Raw genomic sequence first — 26,482 nt, 5'->3', positions numbered from 1 at the left:
TCTCTCGTCTTTGACGTAAGTGCAGGCGCCTAGCGGCGCTTGCCCTTACGGTCGTCCTTGACATGGCCGCGGAATGTCCGCGTGGGAGCGAATTCGCCGAGCTTGTGCCCGACCATCGACTCAGTAACAAACACCGGAATGTGCTTGCGTCCGTCGTGTACGGCGATCGTGTGCCCGAGCATGTCGGGGATGATCATCGAACGGCGTGACCAGGTCTTGATGACGTTCTTGGTGCCCTTTTCGTTTTCCCTGGCTACCTTCACAAAGAGGTGCTGGTCAACGAAAGGACCTTTTTTCAGGCTGCGTGGCATGTGTCCAGGCTCCTATCGCTTGTTCTTGCCAGTACGACGGCGACGAACAATAAGCTTGTCGCTCTCTTTGTTGGGGCGGCGGGTGCGGCCTTCCCGCTGACCGTTCGGGTTGACGGGGTTACGTCCACCGGACGTCTTACCCTCGCCACCACCGTGCGGGTGGTCAACCGGGTTCATGGCGACACCACGGACGGTCGGGCGAACGCCCTTCCAGCGCATGCGGCCGGCCTTGCCCCAGTTGATGTTCGACTGCTCGGCGTTGCCCACCTCGCCGACGGTTGCGCGGCAGCGCACGTCAACGTTGCGGATTTCACCGGAAGGCAGACGCAGCTGGGCGAAGCGGCCTTCCTTGGCGACGAGCTGGATGGATGCACCGGCGGAACGGCCCATCTTGGCACCGCCACCCGGACGCAGTTCAACTGCGTGGATAACGGTACCCACGGGGATGTTGCGCAGGGGCAGGTTGTTGCCAGGCTTGATGTCAGCGTTGGCACCTGCCTCTACGAAGTCACCCTGGGACAGCTTGTTCGGCGCGATGATGTAACGCTTGGTGCCATCAACGTAGTGCAGGAGGGCGATGCGAGCCGTGCGGTTCGGATCGTACTCAATTTCAGCAACGCGGGCGTCAACGCCGTCCTTGTCGTGGCGACGGAAGTCGATCAGACGGTACTGGCGCTTGTGTCCGCCACCCTTGTGACGGGTGGTGATCTTACCGGTGTTGTTACGGCCGCCCTTTTTGGGCAGCGGACGTACCAACGACTTTTCCGGCGTCGACCGCGTGATTTCGATGAAGTCCGCTACGCTCGAGCCGCGACGGCCCGGGGTAGTCGGCTTGTATTTACGGATTCCCATAATTTATTTCCTCGTTAAAGTGGTCTCCGCTACGCGAGCGGACCGCCGAAGATGTCGATAGTGCCTTCTTTGAGGGTGACAATCGCACGCTTGGTGTTCTTGCGGGTACCCCATCCGAATTTGGTGCGCTTGCGCTTACCGGCACGGTTGATGGTGTTGATCGATTCGACCTTGACGGAGAAGATCTTCTCCACGGCCAGCTTGATCTCGGTCTTGTTCGACCGGGGGTCCACCAGGAAGGTGTACTTGCCCTCGTCGATCAGGCCGTAGCTCTTTTCCGACACGACGGGCGCAAGCACGACGTCGCGGGGATCCTTGATGGTGGCTGCACTCACTTGGCATCCTCCTCGTTCTTTGCCACTGCCTTGCCGGCAACGAATGCTTCGTAGGCAGCCTTGGTGAAGACAACGTCATCAGACACGAGAACGTCGTAGGTGTTCAGCTGGTCTGCGTACAGAACGTGAACACCGGCGAGGTTGCGCACGGACAGTGCAGCAACATCGTTGGCGCGCTCGATGACAACCAGCAGGTTCTTGCGGTCGGAAACGCCGCGCAGCGTTGCAAGTGCAGCCTTGGCGGACGGCTTGGAGCCCTCAACCAGTTCGGCAACAACGTGGATGCGTCCGTTACGCGCCCGGTCAGACAGTGCGCCGCGCAGTGCAGCAGCAATCATCTTCTTAGGGGTGCGCTGGCTGTAGTCACGCGGGGTGGGACCGTGGACAATGCCACCGCCGGTCATGTGAGGAGCACGGATGGAACCCTGACGGGCGCGGCCGGTGCCCTTCTGCTTGAACGGCTTGCGTCCTGCACCGGAAACTTCAGCGCGGGTCTTGGTCTTGTGGGTACCCTGGCGAGCAGCAGCGAGCTGGGCAACGACAACCTGGTGCAGCAGCGGCACGTTGGTCTGAACGTCGAAGATCTCTGCAGGCAGGTCAACCTGGACAGTGTTAGCCATTTAACTAGGCTCCCTTCACGGCGGTGCGTACGAGTACGACCTGGCCGCGGGCGCCGGGAACGGCACCCTTGATAAGGAGCAGCGACTTCTCGACGTCAACCGCGTGAACCGTGAGGTTCAGCGTGGTGTGACGAACGGCGCCCATGCGGCCGGCCATTTTCATGCCCTTGAAGACGCGGCTCGGGGTGGATGCGCCACCGATTGAACCGGGCTTACGGTGGTTCTTGTGGGCACCGTGGGAAGCTCCAACGCCGTGGAAGCCGTGACGCTTCATAACACCGGCGAAGCCCTTACCCTTGGTGGTGCCGATGACGTCGATCTTCTGGCCGGCTTCGAAGACCTCTACGGAGAGCTCCTGGCCCAGCTCGTACTCAGCAGCATCTGCGGTACGGAGTTCGACGACGTGGCGGCGAGGCGTGACGCCTGCCTTCTCAAAGTGACCAGCCAGCGGCTTGGTGACCTTGCGGGGATCGATCTGGCCGTAGCCGATCTGTACGGCTACGTAGCCATCAGCTTCTGCGTTGCGCAGCTGGGTGATGACGTTCGAATCTGCCTGGACCACAGTGACGGGGATGAGCTTGTTGTTCTCGTCCCAGACCTGGGTCATGCCGAGCTTCGTGCCCAGCAGGCCCTTTACGTTACGGGTTGCGGTCATAGTCTCTCAGCACCTCCCTACAGCTTGATTTCGATGTTCACGTCTGCCGGCAGGTCGAGACGCATGAGCGAGTCAACAGCCTTCGGCGTGGGATCGATGATGTCGATAAGACGCTTGTGCGTGCGCATTTCGAAGTGCTCGCGGCTGTCCTTGTACTTGTGCGGAGAGCGGATGACGCAGTACACGTTCTTCTCCGTCGGCAGCGGCACGGGGCCGACTACCGTTGCGCCTGCGCGCGTGACCGTCTCAACGATCTTCCGTGCTGAAACGTCAATGACCTCGTGGTCGTATGACTTCAGCCGGATGCGGATTTTTTGTCCCGCCATGTCGCCTGACTCTCTTTCAGTAAATGCTGCTCTGTTTACTTACCTGTTGTATGTGGCTGCCGAAGCATTTGAAGTCGTAACTACCACCCGCCGCACAAACTGAATCCGGATGGATCCGGGTTCCTCACCTTGCCGACGTAACCGACCCCCGCGGTCGGGCGTGTCGCGCTTGGCACGCATACAAATCCGCAATTCCATGGGGAGGGGGTTATGTTTGGTCTTCCACTTGGACCCTGGCACCCGGCATTATCCGGATCGGGACACGAAGAAGCGCTTGAACAACTCATCTAGTATGCCGGAATTTGGCGCCAGAAGCGAATTGGCCCTCTCCCTGGGCCGGTTCGAGGGGTCATTGCCTTCGGCAACATCGGAATGGATGATAGGGGCATGACGCTGGAGAGCACCGAATCCGTGACCGAACTGGCCAGCCGCATGCCGCCGTCGTTCACTCTTGGCGTCGCGGCAGCGGCGTTCCAGATTGAGGGCGCCCTGACTGAAGGCGGCCGCGGACCGTCCGGATGGGATGCCTTCGCCGAGAAGCCCGGGACCATCATGGACGGCCACTCCCCCGCGATGGCGTGCGACCACTACAACAGACTTCCCGAGGATGTGGCGCTGCTGCAGGAGCTGGGGGTGGATTCCTACCGCTTTTCACTATCCTGGCCGCGGATCCAGCCGGACGGCCGGGGAAGCTTCAACCCGGAGGGCCTGGATTTCTACGACCGCCTGCTCGACCAGTTGCTGGCCGCCGGCGTTTCCCCCATGGCCACCCTCTATCACTGGGACACTCCCCTGCCCCTGGAGCACCGGGGCGGGTGGATGAACCGGGAAACCGCGCAACGGTTTGGCGAGTATGCGGCAGTGGCCGCCGAACGATTCGGTGACCGAGTGGCGCAGTGGGTAACGCTGAACGAACCGGTGTCCGTGACCCTGAACGGCTACGCCCTGGGGGTCCATGCGCCCGGCCACGCACTGATGTTCGATGCGCTTCCCTCGATCCACCACCAACTCCTGGCCCACGGGCTCGGCGTCCAGGCGTTGCGGGCGGCCGGTGTAACCGGCACGGTGGGCGTGACCAACCTGCACGCACCCGTCCGCCCTGCGTCCCGGAAAATCGGCGACCGGCTGGTCGCCAACCTCTACGACCTGCTGATGAACAGGATCTACGCCGACCCCGTCCTGTTGGGCCGCTACCCCACCCTGCCGGCTTACGCGAGGCCGTGGCTGCGGTCCATCGGCCGGATTTCCGACGCGGACCTGAAATCCATCCACCAGCCACTGGACTTCTACGGCCTCAACTACTACTTCCCGGTAAAGGTTGCGCTGGGCCGCGGGGTGACGCCTATTCCTGCCAACACACACAAGGCGGTAGCCAGGCTCCCCTTCCATGAGGTGGGCTACCCGGAGTTTGACCACACGGGCTTCGGTTGGCCTGTGGCTCCTGGGCACCTGGGCATCCTGCTCAAAGAACTCCAGGACCGGTACGGGGCTGCCCTCCCCCCGGTATACATCACCGAAGGCGGCGCCAGTTTCCCCGAGCCCGAGCGGGTGTCAGGCGCCCTCCAGGATGAGGAACGGGTCCAGTACCTGGCTACCCATCTGGGCGCTGCGCTGGAGGCCACGTCACCGGGCGGAATCGCGTCCGGCGTGGACCTGCGCGGCTACTATGTGTGGACCCTGATGGACAACTTCGAGTGGGCAGCCGGCTACTCCCAGCGCTTCGGGCTGGTCCACGTGGACTTCGAAACGCTGGAGCGTACGCCCAAGCAGTCCTTTTATTGGTACCAGGCGCTCAGCCGGGCACGTCACAACAAAGCGGAAGCGTAGCCCCTGACGTCCGCCCGACGCAGGGGCCCCATCAACTACTGGTTCTTGTTCGCCCGGTTGATCCGCTTGGCGCGGTCGATTTCGTGGCGGAAGTGCTTCTTGGCCCAGAACACACCGGCAACCACGGCGACCGCGATGATCAGAAAAATAAGCCATCCCATGATGAACTCCTTTCGGTCCAGCAACAGTATCAGGCAGGGGTTAACCAAAAAGAACAGCCCCGCTGCAGTAGCAGCGGGGCTGTTCTTCAGTTCAACAAAAATTACTTGTTGATCTTGGTAACGCGTCCTGAACCAACGGTGCGGCCGCCTTCGCGGATTGCGAAGCCGAGGCCCTCTTCCATGGCGATGGGCTGGATGAGCGCAACGGTCATCTCAGTGTTGTCGCCAGGCATAACCATTTCCGTGCCCTCGGGCAGGGTGATAACGCCGGTTACGTCCGTGGTACGGAAGTAGAACTGCGGGCGGTAGTTGGAGTAGAACGGGTTGTGACGTCCGCCTTCGTCCTTGGAGAGGATGTAGACGTTAGCCTCGAAGTCGGTGTGCGGGGTGATGGAACCCGGCTTGACGACAACCTGGCCACGCTCTACGTCATCGCGCTTCAGACCGCGGAGCAGGAGGCCACAGTTCTCGCCGGCCCATGCTTCGTCGAGCTGCTTGTGGAACATCTCGATACCGGTAACCGTGGTCTTCTGGACCGGGCGGATGCCGACGATCTCGACCTCGGAGTTGATGGCGAGGGTTCCACGCTCGGCGCGGCCCGTAACAACGGTGCCACGGCCGGTGATGGTGAAGACGTCCTCGATCGGCATCAGGAACGGCTTGTCACGGTCACGTACGGGGTCCGGAACAGACTCGTCAACAGCAGCCATCAGGTCCTCAACGGACTTGACCCACTCCGGGTCGCCTTCCAGAGCCTTGAGGCCGGAAACGCGGACAACCGGTGCTTCGTCGCCATCGAAGCCCTGCGAGCTCAGGAGCTCACGAACTTCCATTTCAACGAGGTCCAGCAGTTCCTCATCGTCAACCATGTCGGACTTGTTCAGTGCGACCAGCAGGTAGGGAACACCAACCTGGCGGGCGAGCAGAACGTGCTCGCGGGTCTGTGCCATCGGGCCGTCAGTGGCGGCAACCACGAGGATTGCACCGTCCATCTGTGCAGCACCGGTGATCATGTTCTTGATGTAGTCAGCGTGACCGGGGGCGTCTACGTGTGCGTAGTGGCGCTTCTCGGTCTGGTACTCAACGTGGGAGATGTTGATGGTAATGCCGCGCTGACGCTCTTCGGGAGCAGAGTCAATCGACGCGAAGTCACGCTTCTCGTTGAGAGTCGGGTACTTGTCGTACAGCACCTTGGAAATGGCGGCCGTCAACGTCGTCTTACCGTGGTCAACGTGACCAATGGTGCCGATGTTAACGTGCGGCTTAGTCCGCTCGAACTTTGCCTTTGCCACAGGTTCCTCCTAGAACGTTTTCAAATGACATACCCTTCAGCCGCGCTTGTCGCGGCAGAAACTCAGGTAAGTCTACTTGGGGGGCTTTGGATTGGTGAAATTGCAGATTCAGGAACTAATACTAGTCCCTCGAGCCTGTTCGTGCAGGTGGCCGGATTCCGGCTTGACCGGACTGCGTCCGACCGGAAAACCGGCCACCTGCACCAGGCGGCCTCCATCAAACGGAAGCACACCCGGGTTTGTTCGCTTCGAAAGTCCGAAGACTACTCGCCGCGGGTCTTCTGGATGATCTCGTCGGCAACTGCCTTCGGGACCTCGGCGTAGCTATTGAACGTCATGGAGTACACAGCGCGGCCCTGGGTCTTTGAGCGCAGGTCACCGATGTAGCCGAACATGCCGGACAGCGGAACGTGCGCACGGATGACCTTGACGCCCTGTGCATCTTCCATGGACTGCATCTGGCCACGGCGGGAGTTGAGGTCACCGATAACTTCACCCATGTATTCCTCAGGGGTGCGGACCTCGACATCCATCAGCGGTTCGAGCAAAACAGGGTTCGCCTTGCGTGCAGCTTCCTTGAAAGCCATACGGCCGGCGATCTTGAACGCCATTTCCGAGGAGTCAACATCGTGGTACGCGCCGTCAACCAGCGTGGCCTTGATGCCCACAACCGGGTAACCGGCCAGGACGCCGTCGTTCAGCGCATCCTGGATACCAGCGTCAACCGAAGGGATGTACTCGCGGGGAACGCGGCCACCGGTGACCTTGTTCTCGAACTCGTACAGCTCGCCCTCGGCGGTGTCCAGCGGTTCGATCGCAATCTGGATCTTTGCGAACTGACCCGAACCACCGGTCTGCTTCTTGTGCGTGTAGTCGTGACGTTCCACGGCACGCTTGATGGTCTCGCGGTAGGCAACCTGGGGCTTACCAACGTTGGCCTCGACTTTGAATTCGCGGCGCATGCGGTCCACCAGGATGTCCAGGTGGAGCTCGCCCATGCCGGCGATGATGGTCTGGCCGGTGTCTTCGTTGAGGGACACCTGGAAGGTGGGATCCTCAGCGGAGAGCTTCTGGATGGCCGTGGAGAGCTTCTCCTGGTCACCCTTGGTGTTCGGCTCGATGGCAACCGAGATCACGGGCTCCGGGAAGCTCATGGACTCGAGGACGATCTGGTTGGCGGAGTCGCACAGGGTGTCACCCGTGGTGGTGTCCTTCAGACCGATGGCTGCGTAGATGTGGCCGGCGGTAGCACCCTCAACGGGCATTTCCTTGTTGGCGTGCATCTGGAACAGCTTGCCGATGCGCTCCTTCTTGCCCTTGGTGGAGTTGACCACCTGGGCGCCTGCTTCCACGTGACCGGAGTACACGCGGATGAAGGTGAGCTGGCCGAAGAACGGGTGCGCAGCAATCTTGAAGGCCAGTGCGGAGAACGGCTCTTCGGAGGACGGCTTGCGGGTCAGTTCCTTCTCTTCGTCGCGAGGATCGTGGCCGACCATCGGAGGGACGTCGAGCGGGTTCGGCAGGTAGTCGACAACTGCATCGAGCATCGGCTGAACGCCACGGTTCTTGAACGCGGAACCGCAGAAGATCGGGTAGAGCTCGGAGTTGATCGTCATCTTGCGGATGCCGGCCTTGAGCTCGTCGATCGAGATCTCTTCACCCTCGAGGTACTTCTCCATGAGTTCCTCGGAGGACTCTGCAACGGTCTCAACGAGCGCTGCGCGGTACTCTTCGGCCTTTTCCTGGAGGTCAGCCGGGATCTCGCGGATCTCGTACTTAGCACCCATGGTGACGTCACCCTTGGCATCGCCGGGCCACACCAGTGCGCGCATGTAAAGCAGGTCCACGACGCCGATGAAGTCGTTCTCGGCACCGATGGGGAGCTGCATAACGAGCGGCTTGGCGCCCAGGCGGCTGATGATGGTGTCTACGGTGAAGTAGAAGTCGGCACCGAGCTTGTCCATCTTGTTGACGAAGCAGATGCGTGGGACGTTGTACTTGTCAGCCTGGCGCCAAACGGTCTCAGACTGCGGCTCAACGCCTTCCTTGCCATCGAAGACGGCGACGGCACCGTCGAGGACGCGCAGGGAGCGCTCAACCTCTACGGTGAAGTCAACGTGGCCGGGGGTGTCGATGATGTTGATCTGGTTGTTTTCCCAGAAGCAGGTCACGGCGGCAGACGTGATGGTAATGCCGCGTTCCTTTTCCTGTTCCATCCAGTCAGTGGTCGAAGCGCCGTCGTGCGTTTCGCCGATCTTGTGGTTCACACCCGTGTAGAACAGGATGCGCTCGGTGGTGGTGGTCTTTCCGGCATCAATGTGGGCCATGATGCCGATGTTGCGGACCTTACTAAGGTCGGTAAGCACGTCCTGTGCCACGGGGTCTCCTTTTGGGATGGACTACACGTTCGCCGCCGGCTCGGTTGAGCCGGCGGCGTACGGGAAGTATTACCAGCGGTAGTGTGCGAAGGCCTTGTTGGACTCGGCCATCTTGTGGGTGTCTTCGCGACGCTTCACAGCGGCACCGAGACCGTTGGAGGCATCCAGGATTTCGTTCTGGAGGCGCTCGGTCATCGTCTTTTCGCGGCGGGCCTTGGAGTAGCCGACCAGCCAGCGCAGGGCGAGTGCGGTGGAGCGGCCCGGCTTGACCTCAACCGGAACCTGGTAGGTGGCGCCGCCGACGCGGCGTGAGCGGACCTCGAGGGAAGGCTTGACGTTGTCCATGGCCTTCTTGAGGGCTGCCACGGGGTCGCCGCCGGACTTGGCGCGGGCGCCTTCGAGGGCACCGTAGACGATGCGCTCTGCCGTGGACTTCTTGCCGTCAACGAGCACCTTGTTGATGAGCTGGGTAACCAGCGGGGAGCCGTAAACGGGATCTAGTACGAGCGGCCGCTTGGGGGCCGGACCCTTGCGAGGCATATTACTTCTTCTCCATCTTTGCGCCGTAGCGGCTGCGTGCCTGCTTACGGTTCTTGACACCCTGGGTATCGAGGGCGCCACGGACGATCTTGTAGCGGACACCCGGGAGGTCCTTCACACGACCACCGCGAACGAGCACAATGGAGTGCTCCTGCAGGTTGTGTCCCACACCGGGGATGTAGGCGGTTACTTCAACGCCGCCGTTGAGGCGCACACGTGCCACCTTACGCAGAGCCGAGTTCGGCTTCTTCGGGGTGGTGGTGTAAACGCGGGTGCAAACACCGCGGCGCATGGGGCTGCCCTTAAGCGCGGGGGCCTTGGTCTTTGAGACCTTAGGCGTGCGGCCCTTACGGACCAGCTGGTTAATCGTAGGCACTCTCGTGTTCTCCGTTTTATCCGGAGTGGCCGCTTCCGGCCACTCTCCTTTGCGTTGCCCCGCCGCCTGGGCCTTGAAGAAGATCTCCAAGGCGGCGAAGGCGAAGCCTTAATAGTCGGATCGCATACGCAGGGAATGACCTGACTCGCGTCTTCAACGGTCCCTAGGCATGCAAAAATGTGGCATACGTTGCACAAGAACCCTGCAAACCGGAAACGTCGCTCTGGTTCAGCCTTTCAGCTGGAACCGGCGCACTCATCCACTGCCACAATAACAATTGGTAACAAGTCTAGCACGGACGGCCTCCACCCCTTAATCGGCGGGGTTAAACGGGGATGGTCCCCCACCTTGCGGTGAAGGACCATCCTTGCGTCAGGCGCGTCCGGGGTTAGCGGAAGTCGTTGCCCAGGTCGTAGTCATCCAGCGGGATGGCGTGGAACTCAGGAGCTCCGTCGCCGCCCAGGGTGTCGTACGAGAAGTCACTGAATGCGCTGGGGCCGGTGAACAGATTGGCCTTTGCTTCTTCAGTGGGCTCGACGGTGACCTCGGTGTAGCGCGGGAGGCCCGTGCCGGCCGGGATCAGCTTACCGATGATCACGTTCTCCTTGAGGCCGAGCAGCGGGTCGCTCTTGCCTTCCATGGCCGCCTGCGTCAGGACGCGGGTGGTCTCCTGGAAGGAAGCTGCGGACAGCCAGGACTCGGTGGCCAGCGACGCCTTGGTGATGCCCATGAGCTCAGGACGTCCGGAAGCCGGAGTCTTGCCCTCGGACACAACACGGCGGTTGGCGTCCTCGAAGCGGCTGCGCTCGGCGAGCTCGCCGGGCAGCAGGTCCGATTCGCCGGACTCGATGACCGTGACGCGGCGCAGCATCTGGCGGACGATAACCTCGACGTGCTTGTCGTGGATACCGATGCCCTGGCTGCGGTACACGCCCTGGACTTCGTCCACCAGGAACTTCTGTGCCGCACGCGGACCCATGATGCGCAGGACCTGCTTGGGATCCACCGGTCCGTTGATCAGCTTCTGGCCGACGGTGACGTGGTCGCCATCCTCGATCAGCAGGCGTGAACGGCGCAGGACCGGGTAGGCGATCTCTTCGGTTCCGTCATCAGGAGTGATGACCAGGCGCATCTGGCGCTCGGACTCTTCGATGGTGATGCGGCCGGCTGCTTCTGCAATCGGTGCAACACCCTTCGGAGTACGGGCTTCGAAGAGCTCCTGGATACGGGGCAGACCCTGGGTGATGTCGTCGCCGCCGCTGGCGGAGACAGCACCACCGGTGTGGAACGTACGCATGGTCAGCTGGGTACCGGGCTCACCGATGGACTGCGCGGCGATGATGCCCACGGCCTCGCCGATGTCCACGGTCTTGCCGGTGGCCAGCGAACGGCCGTAGCAAAGGGCGCAGGTGCCGACGCTGGACTCACAGGTGAGTACGGAGCGGACCTTGACCTCGGTGATGCCGGCCGCGAACAGCTCGGCGATCACCACGTCACCGCAGTCGGTGCCGGCGGCTGCGAGGACGTTGCCCTCGGAGTCCACGACGTCGACGGCGAGCGTACGTGCGTACGCGCTGTTCTCGACGTTCTCGTCCAGCACCAGCTCGCCGTTGGAATCGGCGACGGCGATGGGCGTGACCAGGCCGCGCTCGGTGCCGCAGTCCTCTTCGCGGACGATGACGTCCTGGGACACGTCCACCAGACGACGGGTCAGGTAACCCGAGTTGGCGGTGCGCAGAGCTGTGTCAGCAAGACCCTTACGGGCGCCGTGCGTGGCGATGAAGTATTCCAGAACCGACAGGCCCTCACGGTAGGAGGACTTGATGGGACGGGGAATAATTTCACCCTTCGGGTTGGCCACCAGGCCACGGATACCCGCGATCTGGCGGACCTGCATCCAGTTACCACGTGCACCGGAGGACACCATGCGGTTGATGGTGTTCATCGGCGACAGGCTGTCACGCATCGCCTGGGCGATTTCGTTGGTTGCCTTGTTCCAGATCTCGATCAGTTCCTGGCGACGCTCATCGTCGTCGATCAGGCCCTTGTCGTACTGGCCCTGGATCTTCGCAGCCCGCTCCTCGTAACCGGCGAGGATGGCCGGCTTCGCGGCCGGAACCTCGATGTCCGAGATGGCGACGGTGACGCCTGAACGGGTAGCCCAGTAGAAACCGGCATCCTTCAGGTTGTCCAGCGTTGCCGCGGTGACAACCTTCGGGTAGCGCTCCGCAAGGTCGTTGACGATGCGGGACAGCTCGCCCTTGTCGGCAACAGCCTCAACCCACGGGTAGTCCTCGGGCAGGGTCTCGTTGAAGAGGACCTGGCCCAGGGAGGTCTGGACGAGCGCGGGCTGACCCGGCTCCCAACCTTCCGGAGCTTCCCAGCCGGCGTAGGGCACGAAGCCTTCGAGGCGGATCTTGACCTGCGAGTTCAGGTGCAGCTCGCGGGCATCGAACGCCATGATGGCTTCCGCAACCGAACCGAAGACGCGGCCTTCGCCGGCTGACCCAACACGCTTGGTGGTCAGGTGGTAGAGGCCGATGATCATATCCTGCGAAGGCAGGGTGACCGGGCGTCCGTCGGAGGGCTTCAGGATGTTGTTCGAGGACAGCATCAGGATGCGGGCCTCAGCCTGGGCCTCGGGGCTCAGCGGCAGGTGGACTGCCATCTGGTCGCCGTCGAAGTCAGCGTTGAAGGCGCCACAAACCAGCGGGTGGAGCTGGATTGCCTTACCTTCAACAAGCTGCGGCTCGAACGCCTGGATGCCGAGGCGGTGCAGGGTAGGTGCACGGTTGAGCAGCACCGGGTGTTCGGTGATGATCTCTTCCAGCACGTCCCAGACCTGCGGACGGTACCGCTCCACCATGCGCTTCGCCGACTTGATGTTCTGGGCGTGGTTGAGGTCAACCAGGCGCTTCATCACGAACGGCTTGAAGAGCTCCAGCGCCATCTGCTTGGGCAGGCCGCACTGATGCAGCTTCAGCTGCGGGCCGACGACGATGACCGAACGGCCGGAGTAGTCGACGCGCTTGCCGAGGAGGTTCTGGCGGAAACGGCCCTGCTTGCCCTTGAGCATGTCGCTCAGGGACTTCAGCGGACGGTTGCCCGGTCCGGTGACCGGACGGCCGCGGCGGCCGTTGTCGAAGAGGCTGTCAACAGCTTCCTGAAGCATGCGCTTCTCATTGTTGACGATGATCTCCGGAGCACCCAGGTCAAGCAGGCGCTTGAGGCGGTTGTTGCGGTTGATCACACGGCGGTACAGGTCGTTGAGGTCGGAGGTCGCGAAACGGCCACCATCCAGCTGGACCATGGGGCGCAGTTCCGGCGGGATCACCGGGACGGCGTCGAGGACCATGCCAAGCGGGCTGTTGTTGGTGGTCAGGAACGCGTTGACCACCTTGAGGCGCTTGAGGGCACGGGTCTTGCGCTGGCCCTTGCCGTTGGCGATGATGTCGCGCAGCAGGTCCGACTCGGCCTGCATGTCGAAGCTTTCAAGACGCTTCTTGATCGCTTCGGCACCCATGGAGCCTTCGAAGTACATGCCGTAGCGGTCGCGCAGTTCGCGGTACAGGCCTTCGTCACCTTCGAGGTCGGCGACCTTGAGGTTCTTGAAACGGTCCCAGACCTGCTCGAGGCGCTCGATGTCGGCGTCGGCGCGCTTGCGCACGTTGGCCATCTGGCGGTCGGCGGAGTCGCGGGCCTTCTTCTTGTCGGCAGCCTTAGCGCCTTCGCCCTCAAGGCGGGCAATTTCGCCTTCGAGGTCCCGGGCGATCGCCGCGATGTCGGAGTCGCGGTTGTCGATCAGCTGCTTCTTCTCGATGTCGTGCTCAACCTGCAGGTTGGGCAGTTCCTCGTGGCGGGCAGCCTCGTCGACGCTGGTGATCATGTAGGCGGCGAAGTAGATGACCTTTTCGAGGTCCTTCGGTGCCAGGTCAAGGAGGTAGCCCAGGCGGGAGGGAACACCCTTGAAGTACCAGATGTGTGTGACGGGTGCGGCCAGTTCAATGTGGCCCATGCGTTCGCGGCGGACCTTGGCGCGGGTGACTTCGACGCCACAACGCTCACAGATGATGCCCTTGAAGCGCACGCGCTTGTACTTGCCGCAGTAGCATTCCCAGTCCCGGGACGGGCCGAAGATCTTCTCGCAGAAGAGTCCGTCCTTCTCGGGCTTGAGGGTGCGGTAGTTGATGGTTTCCGGCTTCTTAACCTCGCCGTAAGACCAGCCGCGGATGTCTTCCGCGGTGGCGAGGCCGATCTGCATGAGGCCGAAGGAGGATTCGCTGGACATATGGTCCCTGTTCTCTCTTGTTCTCTAAATTCTGAAGTCTTGGGTGCGGGATGAGGAAGGTGAGGTACCGGGAAGGGACAGCGCGGGTGGCGCCACCGCTTTCCCGGTACGCCTCCTTAGACCTCTTCTACGGAACTGGGCTCTGCACGGGACAGATCGATACCCAGTTCCTCCGCAGCCGTGAAGACTGCGTCATCAGAGTCACGCATTTCAATTGTGGTTCCGTCCGTGGAGAGGACTTCCACGTTCAGGCACAGCGACTGCATTTCCTTGATCAAGACCTTGAAGGACTCAGGAACGCCCGGCTCGGGGATGTTCTCGCCCTTGACGATGGCTTCGTAGACCTTCACACGACCGTGGATGTCATCAGACTTGATCGTGAGGAGTTCCTGGAGCGTGTAGGCAGCGCCGTAAGCTTCGAGCGCCCACACTTCCATTTCACCGAAGCGCTGGCCACCGAACTGTGCCTTACCACCCAGCGGCTGCTGCGTGATCATGGAGTACGGGCCGGTGGAGCGCGCGTGGATCTTGTCGTCCACCAAGTGGTGGAGCTTCAGGATGTACATGTAGCCGACCGAGATCGGATCCGGGAACGGCTCGCCGGAGCGGCCGTCGAACAGACGGGTCTTGCCGGAGGAGTCGATCAGGCGTTCGCCGTCACGGGTCACGTTGGTGGAGTCCAGCAGGCCCGTGATTTCCTCTTCGCGGGCGCCGTCGAACACAGGCGTTGCAACCGTGGTCTGGCCACTCTCGCGCGGCAGGTTCGGCAGCTGCTTGACCCACTCGGGCTCGCCTTCGATCTTCCAACCGGTCTTGGCAACCCAGCCGAGGTGCGTTTCAAGCACCTGGCCCACGTTCATACGGCCCGGGACACCCAGCGGGTTCAGGACGATATCAACGGGGGTGCCGTCGGCAAGGAAGGGCATGTCCTCGATCGGGAGGATCTTGGAGATAACACCCTTGTTGCCGTGGCGGCCGGCGAGCTTGTCGCCGTCGGTGATCTTACGCTTGGCAGCCACGTAGACGCGGACCAGCTGGTTCACGCCCGGGGGCAGCTCGTCGTCGTTGTCGCGGTCGAAGACGCGCACGCCGATGACGGTGCCGGACTCGCCGTGGGGCACCTTCAGGGAGGTGTCGCGGACTTCGCGGGACTTCTCACCGAAGATGGCGCGCAGCAGGCGCTCTTCCGGGGTCAGTTCGGTTTCACCCTTGGGGGTGACCTTTCCAACCAGGATGTCCCCTGCTTCGACCTCGGCACCGATGTGGATGATGCCGCGCTCGTCCAGGCCTGCCAGTACTTCCTCGGACACGTTGGGGATGTCACGGGTGATTTCCTCGGCACCAAGCTTGGTGTCGCGGGCATCGATCTCGTGCTCCTCGATGTGGATGGAGGAAAGAACGTCCTCGGCAACGATGCGCTGCGAGAGGATGATGGCGTCCTCGAAGTTGTGGCCTTCCCATGACATGAATGCCACGAGCAGGTTCTTGCCGAGGGCGAGCTCGCCCTGGTCCGTTGCCGGGCCGTCGGCGATGATGCCGCCAACTTCCAGGCGCTGGCCTTCGTTCACCAGGACACGGTGGTTGTAGCAGTTGCCCTGGTTGGAGCGGGCGAACTTGTTGATGCGGTAGTTGGTCTCCGTGCCGTCGTCGTTGAGCATGATGACGAGCTCGGCGGAAACCTCGGTGACCACACCGGCCTTCTTCGCGATGACAACGTCACCGGCGTCGACGGCTGCGGCGCGCTCCATGCCGGTGCCCACGAACGGGGCCTCGGAACGGACCAGCGGCACGGCCTGGCGCTGCATGTTGGCACCCATGAGTGCACGGTTGGCATCGTCGTGCTCGAGGAACGGAATCAGGGCGGTAGCCACGGACACCATCTGGCGCGGGGAAACGTCCATGAACTCGACGTCCTCGGCGGGAACGAGCACAGGCTCGCCTCCACCACCACGGGCACGCACCAGCACGGTGTCTTCGGCGAACTTCTTGTTCTCGTCCAACGGCGCGTTGGCCTGGGCGATCAGCACCTCAGCCTCGTCGTCGGCCGTCAGGTACTGGACGTCGTCGGAAACGACGCCGTTCTTGACCAGGCGGTACGGCGTCTCGATGAAGCCGAAGGGGTTGATGCGTCCGTAGGATGCCAGCGAACCGATCAGACCAATGTTCGGGCCTTCAGGGGTTTCGATGGGGCACATACGTCCGTAGTGGGACGGGTGGACGTCACGGACTTCCATGCCGGCGCGGTCACGGGACAGACCACCGGGGCCCAGTGCCGACAGGCGGCGCTTGTGGGTCAGGCCCGAGAGCGGGTTGTTCTGGTCCATGAACTGCGACAGCTGGGAGGTTCCGAAGAACTCCTTGATGGCTGCAACCACGGGGCGGATGTTGATCAGGGTCTGGGGCGTGATGGCCTCAACGTCCTGGGTGGTCATACGCTCGCGGACAACGCGCTCCATACGGGACAGGCCGGTGCGGACCTGGTTCTCGATGAGCTCGCCGACGGCGCGGATGCGGCGGTTGCCGAAGTGGTCGATGTCGTCGATTTCAACGCGCAGGTCCACCTCCTGGCCATCGCGGGTGCCCTTGATGGTCTTCTCGCCGGCGTGTAGCGCGACGAGGAACTTGATCATGGCCACGATGTCTTCAACATGCAGGACCGAAGCTTCCTTGTCGCCAAGGGAGCGGTCGATGCCCAGCTTGCGGTTGATCTTGTAGCGGCCAACCTTGGCCAGATCGTAGCGCTTGGAGTTGAAGTACAGGTTGTCCAGCAGGGACTGGGCAGCCTCGACGGTGGGGGGCTCGCCCGGGCGCAGCTTCCGGTAGATGTCCAGCAACGCGTCTTCGCGCGTTTCGGTGGCGTCCTTCTCCAGGGTTGCCCGCATGGAGTCGTACTGGCCGAACTCTTCGAGGATCTGGCCTTCGGTCCAGCCGAGGGCCTTCAGCAGGACGGTAACCGACTGCTTGCGCTTGCGGTCGAGGCGAACGCCGACCTGGTCGCGCTTGTCGATTTCGAGTTCGAACCAGGCGCCGCGGGACGGGATGATCTTCGCAGTGAAGATGTCCTTGTCGCTGGTCTTGTCGGCGGCACGCTCGAAGTAGGCGCCCGGGGAACGGACCAGCTGGGAGACGACGACACGCTCGGTGCCGTTGACCACGAAGGTACCCTTCTCGGTCATCAGCGGGAAGTCGCCCATGAACACGGTCTGCTGCTTGATTTCGCCCGTGTTGTTGTTCATGAACTCGGCCTTGACGTACAGCGGCGCCGAGTACGTTGCGTCCCGGTCCTTGCACTCGGCCATGGTGTACTTCGGGTCAGCGAACTCCGGATCGGAGAAGCTCAGGGACATGGTGCCCTGGAAGTCCTCAATCGGGGAGATCTCTTCGAAGATGTCCGAGAGACCGGACGTGGTGGCGACGCTAAGATCGTTTTCTTCGACAGCTTTCGCTACGCGTGCCTGCCAGCGTTCGTTTCCGACCAGCCAGTCGAAGCTGTCCGTCTGGAGGGCAAGCAGATTCGGAACGTCAAGAGGTTCGTGAATCTTTGCGAATGAGAGCCGGCGAGTGGCACCATCAGTGCTGTCGGCGGTGTTAGCGGTTTCGTTATTAGAGGTGCTCGAGGCGACCAAGAGGGATCCTTCCACAGACCTTCAGGCGTTTTCAGATCTCCCCCGCTGTGCACCCTGCGGAATGCTCCGCAGTGCTACCATCCGGTTCCGCTATATGACCCGGGGCCGGTGCTGGCAATGCAGTGACGTTGTTGACGGCACGTTGATTGCCAGCTGCCAGGCGAAAGCCCACCGCTATATGAAGGCTGAAGGTAAACAGGGAAGACGCAAATATCTACGATACGGCAAAATAACCTACATGTCTACCCCACATCCGGCCCGATTGCAAGCACCGGTTTTCCGGGCTGTTTGCGGGAGACGGGACTAAAGCCGCAGGGTGACGCCTTCGGCCGTGCAGGTCCCGGCGTTGGCAAACACGGCGTCCCTGACTGCGTCCTGGGATTCCTGCGCCGGTACGCCGCCGGATTCCGCCGCGGCTGAATGGTCGATAGCGAGCAGGCCCAGTGACGCAAAAAGCCCCTGGAGGTCTCCGGCCGCTGCGTCCTTGGCGTCTTCGGCCCGCAGGTAAACATCCTCAAAGCCGTCCGGGTCATCGGCCGGGACGGCCCTGTACTCCGCCATCAGCTCGTTGAAGAGTTCGCAGGCGCCTTTCGCTTCCCCGGCTGCGGCTCCCCCTGCAGCGGACGACGGCGGCGCATCCGTGGCGCTTCCAGCGGAGGCGGTGGAGCGGGGAGAGTTTGCCGGGCTTGATTCAGCCGCAGCCGGCGCCGATGAGGCGGCGTTGGGATCCGGAGTGGCAACGGAACAGGCCGTAAGCGACGCAAGGCCGAAGGCCGCTGCCATGGTCAGGATTTTTTTCACGCTGCTCCAACCGTCCCCGGGGCAGGGGCCTGCTGTCCCCCTGCAAAAGTGTCCGCCGTCCACCCTACGCAAGCCGCCGTCGTCGCGCACATCCCGGCGATGGGGACTTCTCCCCCGCCGCTGCCGTCGTTGGAACCTGGCACTGCCCGGAATGCAGATGGGAACCCGGGCGTTTGTATATATGGGTGACGAGCGTCACGATAGCCTTGGTGGCCTACAACGGATCAGATCGGAAGAGATAAACATGGGCAACTCCGCAGACAACACTGACGTTGTCATCCTTGCAGCAGTTCGTACACCGCAGGGCCGCATCAACGGCCAACTGGCAAGCTTTACCGCCGTCGAGCTCGGGGCACACGCCATCAAGGCAGCCTTGGAGGCAAGCGGGGTGGACGCCGCCCAGGTGGAGGCCGTCGTCATGGGACAGGTGCTCCAGGCGGGTGCCGGCCAGAACCCTGCACGGCAGAGCTCCATCGGCGCGGGCATCGGCTGGAATGTTCCTGCCGTCACCGTGAACAAGGTCTGCCTCTCGGGGCTGACCGCGGTGATCGACGCCGCCCGGATGATCCGCGGCGGCGAGGCAACCGTGGTGGTGGCAGGCGGGCAGGAGTCCATGACCCGGGCGCCGCACCTGCTGCCCGGTTCCCGGCAGGGCTGGACCTACGGCTCTATCCAGGCCCTGGACGCGGCTGCACACGATGGGCTGACGGATGCCTTCGACGGGCAGTCGATGGGGCTGTCCACCGAGACCCGGAACCTCGCGCTGGGGATCGACAGGACATCCCAGGACAACGTGGCCGCCCAGTCGCACCAGCGTGCAGCGTTGGCCGCCAAGAACGGCACCTTCGACGACGAGATCGTTCCCCTCAGCGTCAAGCAGCGCAAGGGCGATCCCCTGGTGGTGTCCGCTGATGAAGGTGTCCGTCCGAATGCCTCCGTCGAGTCCCTGGCCGGACTGCGGGCCGCGTTCGTCACGGACGGCACCATTACCGCCGGCAACTCCTCTCCCCTGTCTGATGGAGCCGCGGCCCTGGTCCTCTCCTCCCGCGCCTTTGCCGAGGAGAACGGGCTTGAATATTTGGCGGTCGTCGGCAAGCCCGGGCAGGTTGCCGGGCCGGACAACTCGCTGCATTCCCAGCCGTCCAACGCCATTAAGAACGCCCTGGGGCGTGCGGGCTGGACCACGGCCGATCTGGACTTTATCGAGATCAACGAAGCGTTCGGGTCCGTGGCGGTCCAGTCGCTGCAGGACCTCGATTACCCCCTTGAAAAGTGCAACATCCACGGCGGTGCCATCGCCTTGGGCCACCCCATCGGCGCATCGGGGGCCCGCCTCGCAGTACATGCCGCGCACGAGCTCAGGCGGCGGGGAACAGGTAAGGCTGCGGTGTCCTTGTGCGGGGGCGGCGGGCAGGGCGAAGCCCTCCTGCTGTACCGCGACTGATGGCGGCTGCAGCCGGGGCCGGCGGCACCGGAACGGGCGGCACCGAAACCGATGGCACCGAAACCCCCGGTAACACGGAAGCCAATAGTGGAGCGGGAAGTGGAAACGGCGCCGGCCGGGACAGGTTCCTGGCCGACGCCGCCGCACGTGGCCTGCAGGTCGAGGTGGTGGAAAGGCCGGCCGCCAAAAGCCTGGAGGAGGCGGCCGGCATCCTGGGTATTATGCCCGCGGACATCGTGAAGTCGTTGGTGGTCAAGCACAAGGACGGTTCGTTCCTCTTTGCGCTCATTCCCGGTGACCGCCAGATCTCCTGGCCCAAGCTCCGGAACCTCGTGGGCGTGAACAAGCTCTCCCTGCCGCCCGCACACGTGGCGCTGGATGCCACCGGTTACGAACGCGGCACCATCACACCCCTGGGCAGCACCAACAGCTGGCCGGTGTACGCCGATGCCACCATCACGGGCCGGAGGATCTCGATGGGTGCAGGTGCACACGGGTACAGTGCCTTCGTGGATGCCGATGCCCTCACCGGAGCGCTGCGCGCCGTCGTCGCGGATATCAGCGACCCCGCCTGACCCAACCTCAACTGGGAACGCAAAAAGCCCCGCCCACAAACGTGGACGGGGCTTTTGAGGAAACGCGTTGTTACTTGAGGGTAACGGTGGCGCCTGCAGCCTCGAGCTGCTCCTTGGCCTTCTCGGCAGCTTCCTTGGTTGCACCTTCGAGGACAGCCTTGGGAGCGCTGTCAACCAGGTCCTTGGCTTCCTTGAGGCCCAGGGAAGTGATGGCGCGAACTTCCTTGATCACTGCGATCTTCTTGTCACCGGCAGCTTCGAGGACGACGTCGAAGTCGGTCTTCTCTTCAACCTCTTCAGCAGCGCCGCCGCCGGCGGGGCCAGCAACAGCTACAGCAGCAGCGGTAACTTCGAAGGTCTCTTCGAAGAGCTTGACGAACTCGGAGAGCTCGATGATGGTCAGTTCCTTGAAAGCTTCAATGAGCTCTTCGTTGGTGAGCTTCGCCATGGTAGGCGTCCTTCCTGTTGTGGTGTTCAGCGGCACGGGCTGTGCTTCACACCGGAGTCTTGTGGGGTAAAGAGAATTAGTTCTCTTCGGCTGCGGGAGCTTCGGCCGGGGCTTCAGCTTCGGCAGCGGGAGCTTCTTCAGCGGCGGGTGCCTCGGCAGCTGCCGGTGCACCGTTCTCTTCTTCAAGCTTGAGGCGCAGTGCGTCAATGATGCGTGCAGCTGCGGCGGCAGGGGCCTTGAGGACGCCTGCAACCTTGGCGAGCTGCAGCTCGCGGGACTCAAGGGCCGCCAGTTCGGCAACCTCGCTGGCGTTCAGTGCCTTGCCCTCGAAGTAGCCGGTCTTGATGACGAGCTGCTTGTTGGTCTTGGCAAAATCCGTCAGGCTCTTGGCAGCGGCAACTGCGTCACCCTTGATGAACGCGATTGCAGTGGGGCCGGAGAGCTGGTCGTTGAATGCTTCAACGCCGGCTTCCTTGGCTGCAATGGCGGTCAGGGTGTTCTTGACGACCGCGAACTTGGTGTCCTGGCCGAGAGAAACACGCAGCTGCTTGAGCTGTGCAACGGTGAGCCCGCGGTATTCGGTCAGGACAGCGGCGTTCGATTCCTTGAAATCGTTAGTGATCTCAGCTACTGCTGAAACCTTGGTAGGCGTTGCCATAACCCTCCTTCCGGGGATAGTGCCGGTATGCGACGGTCCCCGCTCAGGTGAGCTAAAACTAAAAACGCCCCGCGCAGATGCACGGGGCTTGGCTCAACACAGATATTCCGTGGAGCTTTGCTTCGTTCACCTGCGCCGGCCGCCCTACGTTCAGGGTCCTTCGTCCAGAAAGCCACTGCTTCTCCCGCGCACAACTGCAGAGTTGAGCCATGTTCGAGAGAGTGGATTTCCAACAACCGACGGTCTTTGGTCCTTCAAGTCTACGGGGAGAGCCCCCGGTCCGCCAAATCCAGGATCAGCTGGTGCTGGTGTGCACGTGCGGGAGCTCCTTTTGCCAGATCCCGGTGACTCCGGCCGTCTGGAAACCGAGTTGCTGGTTGACGGTCAGGAGGTACCTGTTTTCCGGGGCGTTCCAGGTATAAATGACCCGCGCATCGGGAAATTGCTCGGTGAGCCGCTCCATGTTGGCCACCTTGATCAGCAGGCCCAGCTTGTTCCCCCGGTGCTCCTGCAGCACCAGGGTGTCGTCCTGGAAGACGACGTCGGCGCGGTGCGCCAGTACCGTGATGGTGGTCAGGCCCACGAGCGTTCCCGAGGCGAGGTGTTCGACGGCGGTGACCACGGTCCGCCTGCCCTGCGCGATGGCAACCTCTTCGGCCTCACGAAGGATGGCGCCGTCGAGCACCATGTCCTGCTCAACCGGAGGCTCCAGGGCGGGATCGACGCCGGCCCCTGCCTGGTTCTCGAGGGCCGCGACGGCCTCCAGCCACTGGTCCGGGCAGCGGTCCGTCCAGTGGTGTAGCCGGTAGCGGCCGTTATTGGCTGCGTCTGCTTCCGCCTGGAGGTCGGCCACCAGTTTGGTGTCCAGAGGCAACGCGCATGAGCTGAACTGCTCAATGTGCTGAAGTGTGTACCCCGTCCGCTGGGCGAACTCCACTTCGCGGCTCTCCAACGGCACGAAGCCCTGACCCGAGCCCGGAACCAACTGGGCGCGCTCAAATTCATGGAGGGAGGCACCCGGATGGTTGGTGTCCACCAGGATCATGGTGCGCCCTTCGCCGCGGGCCAGCTGTTCGGCGGCCTGGAGAAGCCGGCGGCCCACTCCCTGGCGCTGGAACTCGGGAAGGATATCGAGGGTGAATTCGGCCAGGTCCAGGTTGTCAGTCAGGGGCAGTGCGATATCGACGGTCCCCACGATCTCCCCGTCCACCTTCGCTACGAGAATGAGCTGGCGCTCGTACGGGTCCTGGAACTCGAGCAGTTTCTCCAAGGGACCATAGGCGAGGTCATCGCTGCCCCAGGTCTGCATCCTGACTTTGCGCCCCACCTCGACGGCGGCAAGGAAGTCCGCTGCGTCCGGCGCGTCCAGTGAGTCGGGAATCCAAAGCTGCTCGATCTTCACGTCTTTTGCCATAGGCGAATCATCCCAGCCGTTTCTGCCACTCGCCTTCATAACCTGCGGGCTTGAATCCAAGTGCGATATTTATGGCCAGCATATGTTGGTTTTCGTTGGCATTCCATGTCAGCACCGACCGCGCCGACGGCCATCGTCTCTGGGCCCGCCGCAGGTTTGCCACTTTGGTCAGCATGCCCAGGCGGCGGCCGCGGTGTTCAGAGGTGACCAGGGTGTCCTGCTGCACGATGGAGTCCGGCACGCCCGGGCGCCAGTTCAGGACGGTGTAAGCAGCCAGGTGCCCCGTCTCTCGGTGCCCGGCCGCCGTCACTGCTGATTCAATCCCACTGCGGATCAGCGTGTTTTCCTCTTCCCGGACCCTGGCAACGTCCCAGTCCTCACGTTCCCAGTCCAGCCCGGCGGTGGGAACGTCCGTGCTCATGGTCGCTTTGAGCTCGGCATACGCCTGCACCAGGTCCTCGGGGCAGTGGTCGTCCCAGCCGCTAATGGAGTATTCCGCTGCCATAGCGGAGGCATCGGCCTCCAACCGGTCCAAGTGTTCCGGCGGCACAGGCAGGGCGAGGCGGCTGGACCGTTCCACCTGCTCCAGCTCATAGCCGGCAGCAACGGCAAAAGCGACCGCGGGCTCGTCAAGCGGCAAGCCGCCCGAGCCGGATTTTGCCGGCAGCAAGGCGGAGCCGTTCGCAGCCTCCAACGGCACCTCGTGATAGGCGTCAAGGGATGTCCTGCCACGCTCCCGGGCGATCGCCTCGGCATGCTTCAGAAGGGCACGGCCCAACCCTTGGCGCCGGTGGACAGGAGCAACCAGGACATCGACGCCAGCGGTATGGGTATTCTCGCGCAGCGGGAGCGTGACCGAGCACGTGCCCACAATGTCCGCGCCAAGCCTCGCCAGGTACAGGTGCCGTTCCTCATACTCGTTGCCCAGCCAGAACTCGGCAGCTTCCTGCAGTATGGGGCAGCGGTCCAAGTTGCCCCAGGCAGCACGTTCGTGGGCCTCCCGCAAAGCGTGGCACGCCTCAAATTCGGCGGTCACCCGCGGGGCACCCGCAACTGTTTCGCCGCCGGACTGCAGGACGTCCACTTCGGTTATTGCGAGCACAACGGTTTCATGCAGGGATGGATCCACCTCCGGTTCGGCCATTCCTACAGCTTAGGCAGGACCCTGCCCCTTCGGGCATGGTTTCCAGGGTTAAACAAAAACCGCCCGGCACGGGTGCCGGGCGGTTTTTGTTCGCGACGGAAGGATCCGAAGCGTTGGCTTCACACGAGGATTTAGGCCTCGGTCAGAACCTTGGTGACGTTCGGATCCACGGAGATGCCGGGGCCGAAGGTGGTGGCAACGGTGGCCTTCTGGATGTAGCGGCCCTTGGAAGCGGACGGCTTCAGGCGAAGGACCTCTTCCAGTGCTGCTGCGTAGTTCTCAGCCAGCTTGATGACGTCGAAGGACACCTTGCCGATGATGAAGTGCAGGTTGGAGTGCTTGTCGACGCGGAAGTCGATCTTTCCACCCTTGATGTCGTTGACGGCCTTGGTGACGTCGGGGGTCACGGTGCCCGTCTTCGGGTTCGGCATCAGGTTACGCGGGCCCAGGACCTTACCGAGGCGGCCAACCTTGCCCATGAGGTCAGGGGTGGCGACGGCGGCATCGAAGTCGGTCCAGCCGGCTGCGATCTTTTCGATCAGGTCATCGGAACCAACGAAGTCGGCGCCGGCAGCGATTGCTGCCTCAGCCTTGTCACCCGTGGCGAAAACCAGGACGCGGGCCGTCTTACCGGTGCCGTGGGGCAGGTTGACGGTGCCGCGGACCATCTGGTCAGCCTTGCGGGGGTCGACGCCGAGGCGGAATGCAACCTCAACGGTGGCGTCGAACTTGGACGGGTTGGTGTCCTTGGCCAGCGTTACTGCCTCGAACGGCGCGTAGAACTTCTCCGCGTCGATCTTGGCGGCTGCTGCCTCATATGCTTTGCTGCGCTTTGCCATGCTGCTTATTTCTCCTTGTGCAGTTGTGGTCTGCGGACCGCGCTGGGCCCTGCCACAGTTGGTGAGCGGGCTCGTTATCCGTGCCCGGTTCCCAACATTTCAATTTCGGTGGTGCCGGTTGCCCGGCGGTGCCGCCCGTCGTCGTGATCGGTTTCCCGAACCCGACATGTGGCAGCGGGGGGATTAACCCTCGACGGTGATGCCCATGGAGCGGGCGGTGCCGGCGATGATCTTCGCTGCGCCTTCGAGGCTGGTGGCGTTGAGGTCTTCCATCTTGGTGGAAGCGATCTCGTTGACCTGGGCCTGGGTCAGCTTGGCGACCTTGACGGTGTGCGGGGTAGCTGAACCCTTGGCAACGCCTGCAGCCTTCTTGATGAGCTCTGCAGCCGGCGGGGTCTTGGTGATGAACGTGAAGGAACGGTCCTCGTAGACCGTGATTTCCACGGGGATGACGTTTCCGCGCTGGGCTTCCGTCGCAGCGTTGTACGCCTTGCAGAATTCCATGATGTTGACACCGTGCTGGCCAAGCGCAGGACCGATCGGCGGAGCCGGGTTAGCGGCACCTGCCTGGATCTGCAGCTTGATGAGGCCGGTGACCTTCTTCTTGGGAGCCAATGTAGGGTCCTTCTCTCAATAACGTCCTGGGACACAGGAGCGTGCCTCAGGTTTTTGGCCGCCATGGCAAGGCGGCCGGCCGTTCCGGTGCCGCTAAGCGGGCAGCACCGGGACGAATTCTTTGGGGTCTCAGATCTTGGTGACCTGGTTGAACGCCAGGGTGACCGGCGTTTCGCGCTCGAAGATGGAAACCAGCACCACGAGGGTCTGGGATTCGACCTTGATCTCGGAGATGGTGGCGGGAAGGGTCTCGAAAGGACCTTCCTTGACGATGACGGACTCGCCAACTTCGAAGTCCACGTCCACGGGGGCCTGGTTCTGCTTGTTGACCGGCTTGCCCTTCTCAGCCTGCTCTTCTTCGAAGACCGGGGCGAGCATGGAGAAGACTTCGTCCAGGCGCAGCGGCACGGGGTTGTGGGCGTTGCCCACGAAGCCGGTGACGCCGGGGGTGTGGCGGACGGCGCCCCAGGAGGCGTCGGTCAGGTCCATGCGGACCAGCACGTAGCCGGGGATGCGGACGCGGTTGATGACCTTGCGCTGAGCGTTCTTGATCTCAACGACTTCTTCCATGGGCACCTGGATCTCGAAGATGTAATCTTCCATGTCCAGGGTCTGGATGCGGGTTTCAAGGTTGGCCTTCACGCGGTTTTCGTAACCGGCGTAGGAGTGGATGACGTACCAGTCACCTTCCTGGCGGCGCAGCTTGGCCTTGAATTCCTCAGCGGGATCAACATCGGCCTTGGCGGCGGCGGCTGCGAGGGCGTCTGTTGACTCTTCCTCGGCGCCGGCGTCGTCCGCCTCAGCGTCTTCAGACCCGGCGTCGCTGGCTTCGGGCGCGGAGGAATCAACCTCAGACTCGTCACCGGCTTCTGCCGTGATGTCCGCGGACTCTTCCAGCTCAGTCTCGGTTACCTCGAGCTCCTGCTCAGACACTTGGTCTCCTGCTTCCTCATTGCC

At 62.6% G+C, this 26,482-nt stretch carries 24 protein-coding genes; 3 read left to right on the top strand and 21 right to left on the bottom strand.

Going from position 1 to position 26,482, the window contains the following annotated elements:
* Positions 1-29 precede the first annotated feature (29 nt).
* Genes rpsS through rpsJ form a run of 6 tightly spaced genes read right to left on the bottom strand, consistent with a single transcriptional unit; the run spans position 30 to position 3,099 of the window.
* Complete coding sequence (gene rpsS, locus M1D32_RS06190; protein ID WP_003803803.1) at positions 30-311, bottom strand: 30S ribosomal protein S19; 282 nt, start codon at positions 309-311, stop codon at positions 30-32.
* Between the two features lie 12 nt (positions 312-323).
* Complete coding sequence (gene rplB, locus M1D32_RS06185; protein WP_009358305.1) at positions 324-1,163, bottom strand: 50S ribosomal protein L2; 840 nt, start codon at positions 1,161-1,163, stop codon at positions 324-326.
* Positions 1,164-1,192: 29 nt separating this feature from the next.
* The gene (gene rplW, locus M1D32_RS06180; RefSeq protein ID WP_011692807.1) at positions 1,193-1,498 is read right to left on the bottom strand and encodes a 50S ribosomal protein L23; all 306 of its coding nucleotides are present in this window, start codon (positions 1,496-1,498) and stop codon (positions 1,193-1,195) included.
* On the bottom strand, positions 1,495-2,118 hold the full coding sequence (gene rplD, locus M1D32_RS06175) for a 50S ribosomal protein L4 (protein WP_458781430.1): 624 nt from the start codon (positions 2,116-2,118) through the stop codon (positions 1,495-1,497). The genes rplW and rplD overlap by 4 nt, the downstream gene beginning before the upstream one ends.
* A gap of 4 nt (positions 2,119-2,122) precedes the next feature.
* On the bottom strand, positions 2,123-2,773 hold the full coding sequence (rplC, locus tag M1D32_RS06170) for a 50S ribosomal protein L3 (protein ID WP_013601833.1): 651 nt from the start codon (positions 2,771-2,773) through the stop codon (positions 2,123-2,125).
* Positions 2,774-2,790: 17 nt separating this feature from the next.
* Entirely contained in the window at positions 2,791-3,099 is a 309-nt protein-coding gene (gene rpsJ, locus M1D32_RS06165) for a 30S ribosomal protein S10 (protein WP_003803825.1), read from the bottom strand.
* 387 nt (positions 3,100-3,486) lie between these two features.
* Here rpsJ and M1D32_RS06160 point away from each other — a divergent pair, with 387 nt between their 5' ends.
* Positions 3,487-4,926 (top strand): GH1 family beta-glucosidase, encoded by a 1,440-nt coding sequence (locus M1D32_RS06160; protein ID WP_458781429.1) that lies wholly within the window; start codon positions 3,487-3,489, stop codon positions 4,924-4,926.
* A gap of 35 nt (positions 4,927-4,961) precedes the next feature.
* Here the strand turns inward: M1D32_RS06160 and M1D32_RS06155 are convergent, their stop codons facing one another.
* The 8 genes from M1D32_RS06155 to M1D32_RS06120 all read right to left on the bottom strand — a co-directional run bounded on the left by M1D32_RS06155 (position 4,962) and on the right by M1D32_RS06120 (position 18,388).
* The gene (locus M1D32_RS06155) at positions 4,962-5,087 is read right to left on the bottom strand and encodes a hypothetical protein (RefSeq protein WP_255470686.1); all 126 of its coding nucleotides are present in this window, start codon (positions 5,085-5,087) and stop codon (positions 4,962-4,964) included.
* 101 nt (positions 5,088-5,188) lie between these two features.
* Positions 5,189-6,379, bottom strand: a complete 1,191-nt coding sequence (gene tuf, locus M1D32_RS06150) for an elongation factor Tu (RefSeq protein ID WP_163161890.1) — start codon at positions 6,377-6,379, stop codon at positions 5,189-5,191.
* A 263-nt stretch (positions 6,380-6,642) separates the two neighbouring features.
* Complete coding sequence (gene fusA, locus M1D32_RS06145) at positions 6,643-8,757, bottom strand: elongation factor G (protein ID WP_256248265.1); 2,115 nt, start codon at positions 8,755-8,757, stop codon at positions 6,643-6,645.
* A gap of 69 nt (positions 8,758-8,826) precedes the next feature.
* Positions 8,827-9,297 (bottom strand): 30S ribosomal protein S7, encoded by a 471-nt coding sequence (gene rpsG / locus M1D32_RS06140; RefSeq protein ID WP_026531948.1) that lies wholly within the window; start codon positions 9,295-9,297, stop codon positions 8,827-8,829.
* Position 9,298: 1 nt separating this feature from the next.
* On the bottom strand, positions 9,299-9,673 hold the full coding sequence (gene rpsL, locus M1D32_RS06135) for a 30S ribosomal protein S12 (RefSeq protein ID WP_009358312.1): 375 nt from the start codon (positions 9,671-9,673) through the stop codon (positions 9,299-9,301).
* A gap of 388 nt (positions 9,674-10,061) precedes the next feature.
* Complete coding sequence (locus tag M1D32_RS06130; RefSeq protein WP_163161886.1) at positions 10,062-13,961, bottom strand: DNA-directed RNA polymerase subunit beta'; 3,900 nt, start codon at positions 13,959-13,961, stop codon at positions 10,062-10,064.
* 116 nt (positions 13,962-14,077) lie between these two features.
* Complete coding sequence (gene rpoB, locus M1D32_RS06125; RefSeq protein ID WP_458781428.1) at positions 14,078-17,587, bottom strand: DNA-directed RNA polymerase subunit beta; 3,510 nt, start codon at positions 17,585-17,587, stop codon at positions 14,078-14,080.
* 303 nt (positions 17,588-17,890) lie between these two features.
* Positions 17,891-18,388 carry a hypothetical protein gene (locus tag M1D32_RS06120; protein WP_458781427.1) on the bottom strand — a complete coding sequence of 166 codons (498 nt, stop codon included), beginning with the start codon at positions 18,386-18,388 and terminating at the stop codon, positions 17,891-17,893.
* A 244-nt stretch (positions 18,389-18,632) separates the two neighbouring features.
* Between M1D32_RS06120 and M1D32_RS06115 the strand changes: the two genes are divergently transcribed.
* Positions 18,633-19,832: an acetyl-CoA C-acetyltransferase gene (locus tag M1D32_RS06115; RefSeq protein ID WP_458781426.1), complete on the top strand. Its 1,200-nt coding sequence runs from the start codon at positions 18,633-18,635 to the stop codon at positions 19,830-19,832.
* The gene (locus M1D32_RS06110; RefSeq protein ID WP_458781425.1) at positions 19,832-20,407 is read left to right on the top strand and encodes an aminoacyl-tRNA deacylase; all 576 of its coding nucleotides are present in this window, start codon (positions 19,832-19,834) and stop codon (positions 20,405-20,407) included. Before M1D32_RS06115 ends, M1D32_RS06110 begins: the two co-directional genes overlap by 1 nt.
* A gap of 70 nt (positions 20,408-20,477) precedes the next feature.
* Here the strand turns inward: M1D32_RS06110 and rplL are convergent, their stop codons facing one another.
* The 7 genes from rplL to nusG form a co-directional block, all read right to left on the bottom strand.
* Positions 20,478-20,855: a 50S ribosomal protein L7/L12 gene (rplL, locus tag M1D32_RS06105; protein WP_050054302.1), complete on the bottom strand. Its 378-nt coding sequence runs from the start codon at positions 20,853-20,855 to the stop codon at positions 20,478-20,480.
* A 76-nt stretch (positions 20,856-20,931) separates the two neighbouring features.
* The gene (gene rplJ, locus M1D32_RS06100; protein ID WP_228404034.1) at positions 20,932-21,513 is read right to left on the bottom strand and encodes a 50S ribosomal protein L10; all 582 of its coding nucleotides are present in this window, start codon (positions 21,511-21,513) and stop codon (positions 20,932-20,934) included.
* A gap of 295 nt (positions 21,514-21,808) precedes the next feature.
* Entirely contained in the window at positions 21,809-22,927 is a 1,119-nt protein-coding gene (locus tag M1D32_RS06095) for a GNAT family N-acetyltransferase (RefSeq protein WP_458781424.1), read from the bottom strand.
* A 7-nt stretch (positions 22,928-22,934) separates the two neighbouring features.
* Positions 22,935-24,071, bottom strand: a complete 1,137-nt coding sequence (locus tag M1D32_RS06090) for a GNAT family N-acetyltransferase (RefSeq protein ID WP_458781423.1) — start codon at positions 24,069-24,071, stop codon at positions 22,935-22,937.
* A 131-nt stretch (positions 24,072-24,202) separates the two neighbouring features.
* On the bottom strand, positions 24,203-24,910 hold the full coding sequence (gene rplA / locus M1D32_RS06085) for a 50S ribosomal protein L1 (protein WP_458781422.1): 708 nt from the start codon (positions 24,908-24,910) through the stop codon (positions 24,203-24,205).
* 183 nt (positions 24,911-25,093) lie between these two features.
* Positions 25,094-25,525, bottom strand: coding sequence for a 50S ribosomal protein L11 (rplK, locus tag M1D32_RS06080; RefSeq protein ID WP_003803853.1), 432 nt, complete (start codon positions 25,523-25,525; stop codon positions 25,094-25,096).
* Positions 25,526-25,654: 129 nt separating this feature from the next.
* On the bottom strand, positions 25,655-26,458 hold the full coding sequence (gene nusG / locus M1D32_RS06075; protein ID WP_458781421.1) for a transcription termination/antitermination protein NusG: 804 nt from the start codon (positions 26,456-26,458) through the stop codon (positions 25,655-25,657).
* Positions 26,459-26,482: the final 24 nt, after the last annotated feature.

The organism is Arthrobacter sp. D3-16 (assembly GCF_054408515.1).
This window is presented reverse-complemented; position numbering and strand designations above follow the sequence as displayed.

Excerpts from the sequence above, each read along its gene's own strand:
- M1D32_RS06110 (WP_458781425.1), top strand. The coding sequence starts at position 19,832 with ATGGCGGCTGCAGCCGGGGCCGGCGGCACCGGAACGGGCGGCACCGAA.
- M1D32_RS06090 (WP_458781423.1), bottom strand. The coding sequence starts at position 24,071 with ATGGCCGAACCGGAGGTGGATCCATCCCTGCATGAAACCGTTGTGCTC.
- M1D32_RS06115 (WP_458781426.1), top strand. The coding sequence starts at position 18,633 with ATGGGCAACTCCGCAGACAACACTGACGTTGTCATCCTTGCAGCAGTT.
- rplL (WP_050054302.1), bottom strand. The coding sequence starts at position 20,855 with ATGGCGAAGCTCACCAACGAAGAGCTCATTGAAGCTTTCAAGGAACTG.
- rplD (WP_458781430.1), bottom strand. The coding sequence starts at position 2,118 with ATGGCTAACACTGTCCAGGTTGACCTGCCTGCAGAGATCTTCGACGTT.
- M1D32_RS06155 (WP_255470686.1), bottom strand. The coding sequence starts at position 5,087 with ATGGGATGGCTTATTTTTCTGATCATCGCGGTCGCCGTGGTTGCCGGT.
- rplB (WP_009358305.1), bottom strand. The coding sequence starts at position 1,163 with ATGGGAATCCGTAAATACAAGCCGACTACCCCGGGCCGTCGCGGCTCG.
- rplA (WP_458781422.1), bottom strand. The coding sequence starts at position 24,910 with ATGGCAAAGCGCAGCAAAGCATATGAGGCAGCAGCCGCCAAGATCGAC.
- rplJ (WP_228404034.1), bottom strand. The coding sequence starts at position 21,513 with ATGGCAACGCCTACCAAGGTTTCAGCAGTAGCTGAGATCACTAACGAT.
- rplC (WP_013601833.1), bottom strand. The coding sequence starts at position 2,773 with ATGACCGCAACCCGTAACGTAAAGGGCCTGCTGGGCACGAAGCTCGGC.
- rpsS (WP_003803803.1), bottom strand. The coding sequence starts at position 311 with ATGCCACGCAGCCTGAAAAAAGGTCCTTTCGTTGACCAGCACCTCTTT.
- rpsG (WP_026531948.1), bottom strand. The coding sequence starts at position 9,297 with ATGCCTCGCAAGGGTCCGGCCCCCAAGCGGCCGCTCGTACTAGATCCC.
- M1D32_RS06095 (WP_458781424.1), bottom strand. The coding sequence starts at position 22,927 with ATGGCAAAAGACGTGAAGATCGAGCAGCTTTGGATTCCCGACTCACTG.
- M1D32_RS06130 (WP_163161886.1), bottom strand. The coding sequence starts at position 13,961 with ATGTCCAGCGAATCCTCCTTCGGCCTCATGCAGATCGGCCTCGCCACC.
- M1D32_RS06160 (WP_458781429.1), top strand. The coding sequence starts at position 3,487 with ATGACGCTGGAGAGCACCGAATCCGTGACCGAACTGGCCAGCCGCATG.
- rpsJ (WP_003803825.1), bottom strand. The coding sequence starts at position 3,099 with ATGGCGGGACAAAAAATCCGCATCCGGCTGAAGTCATACGACCACGAG.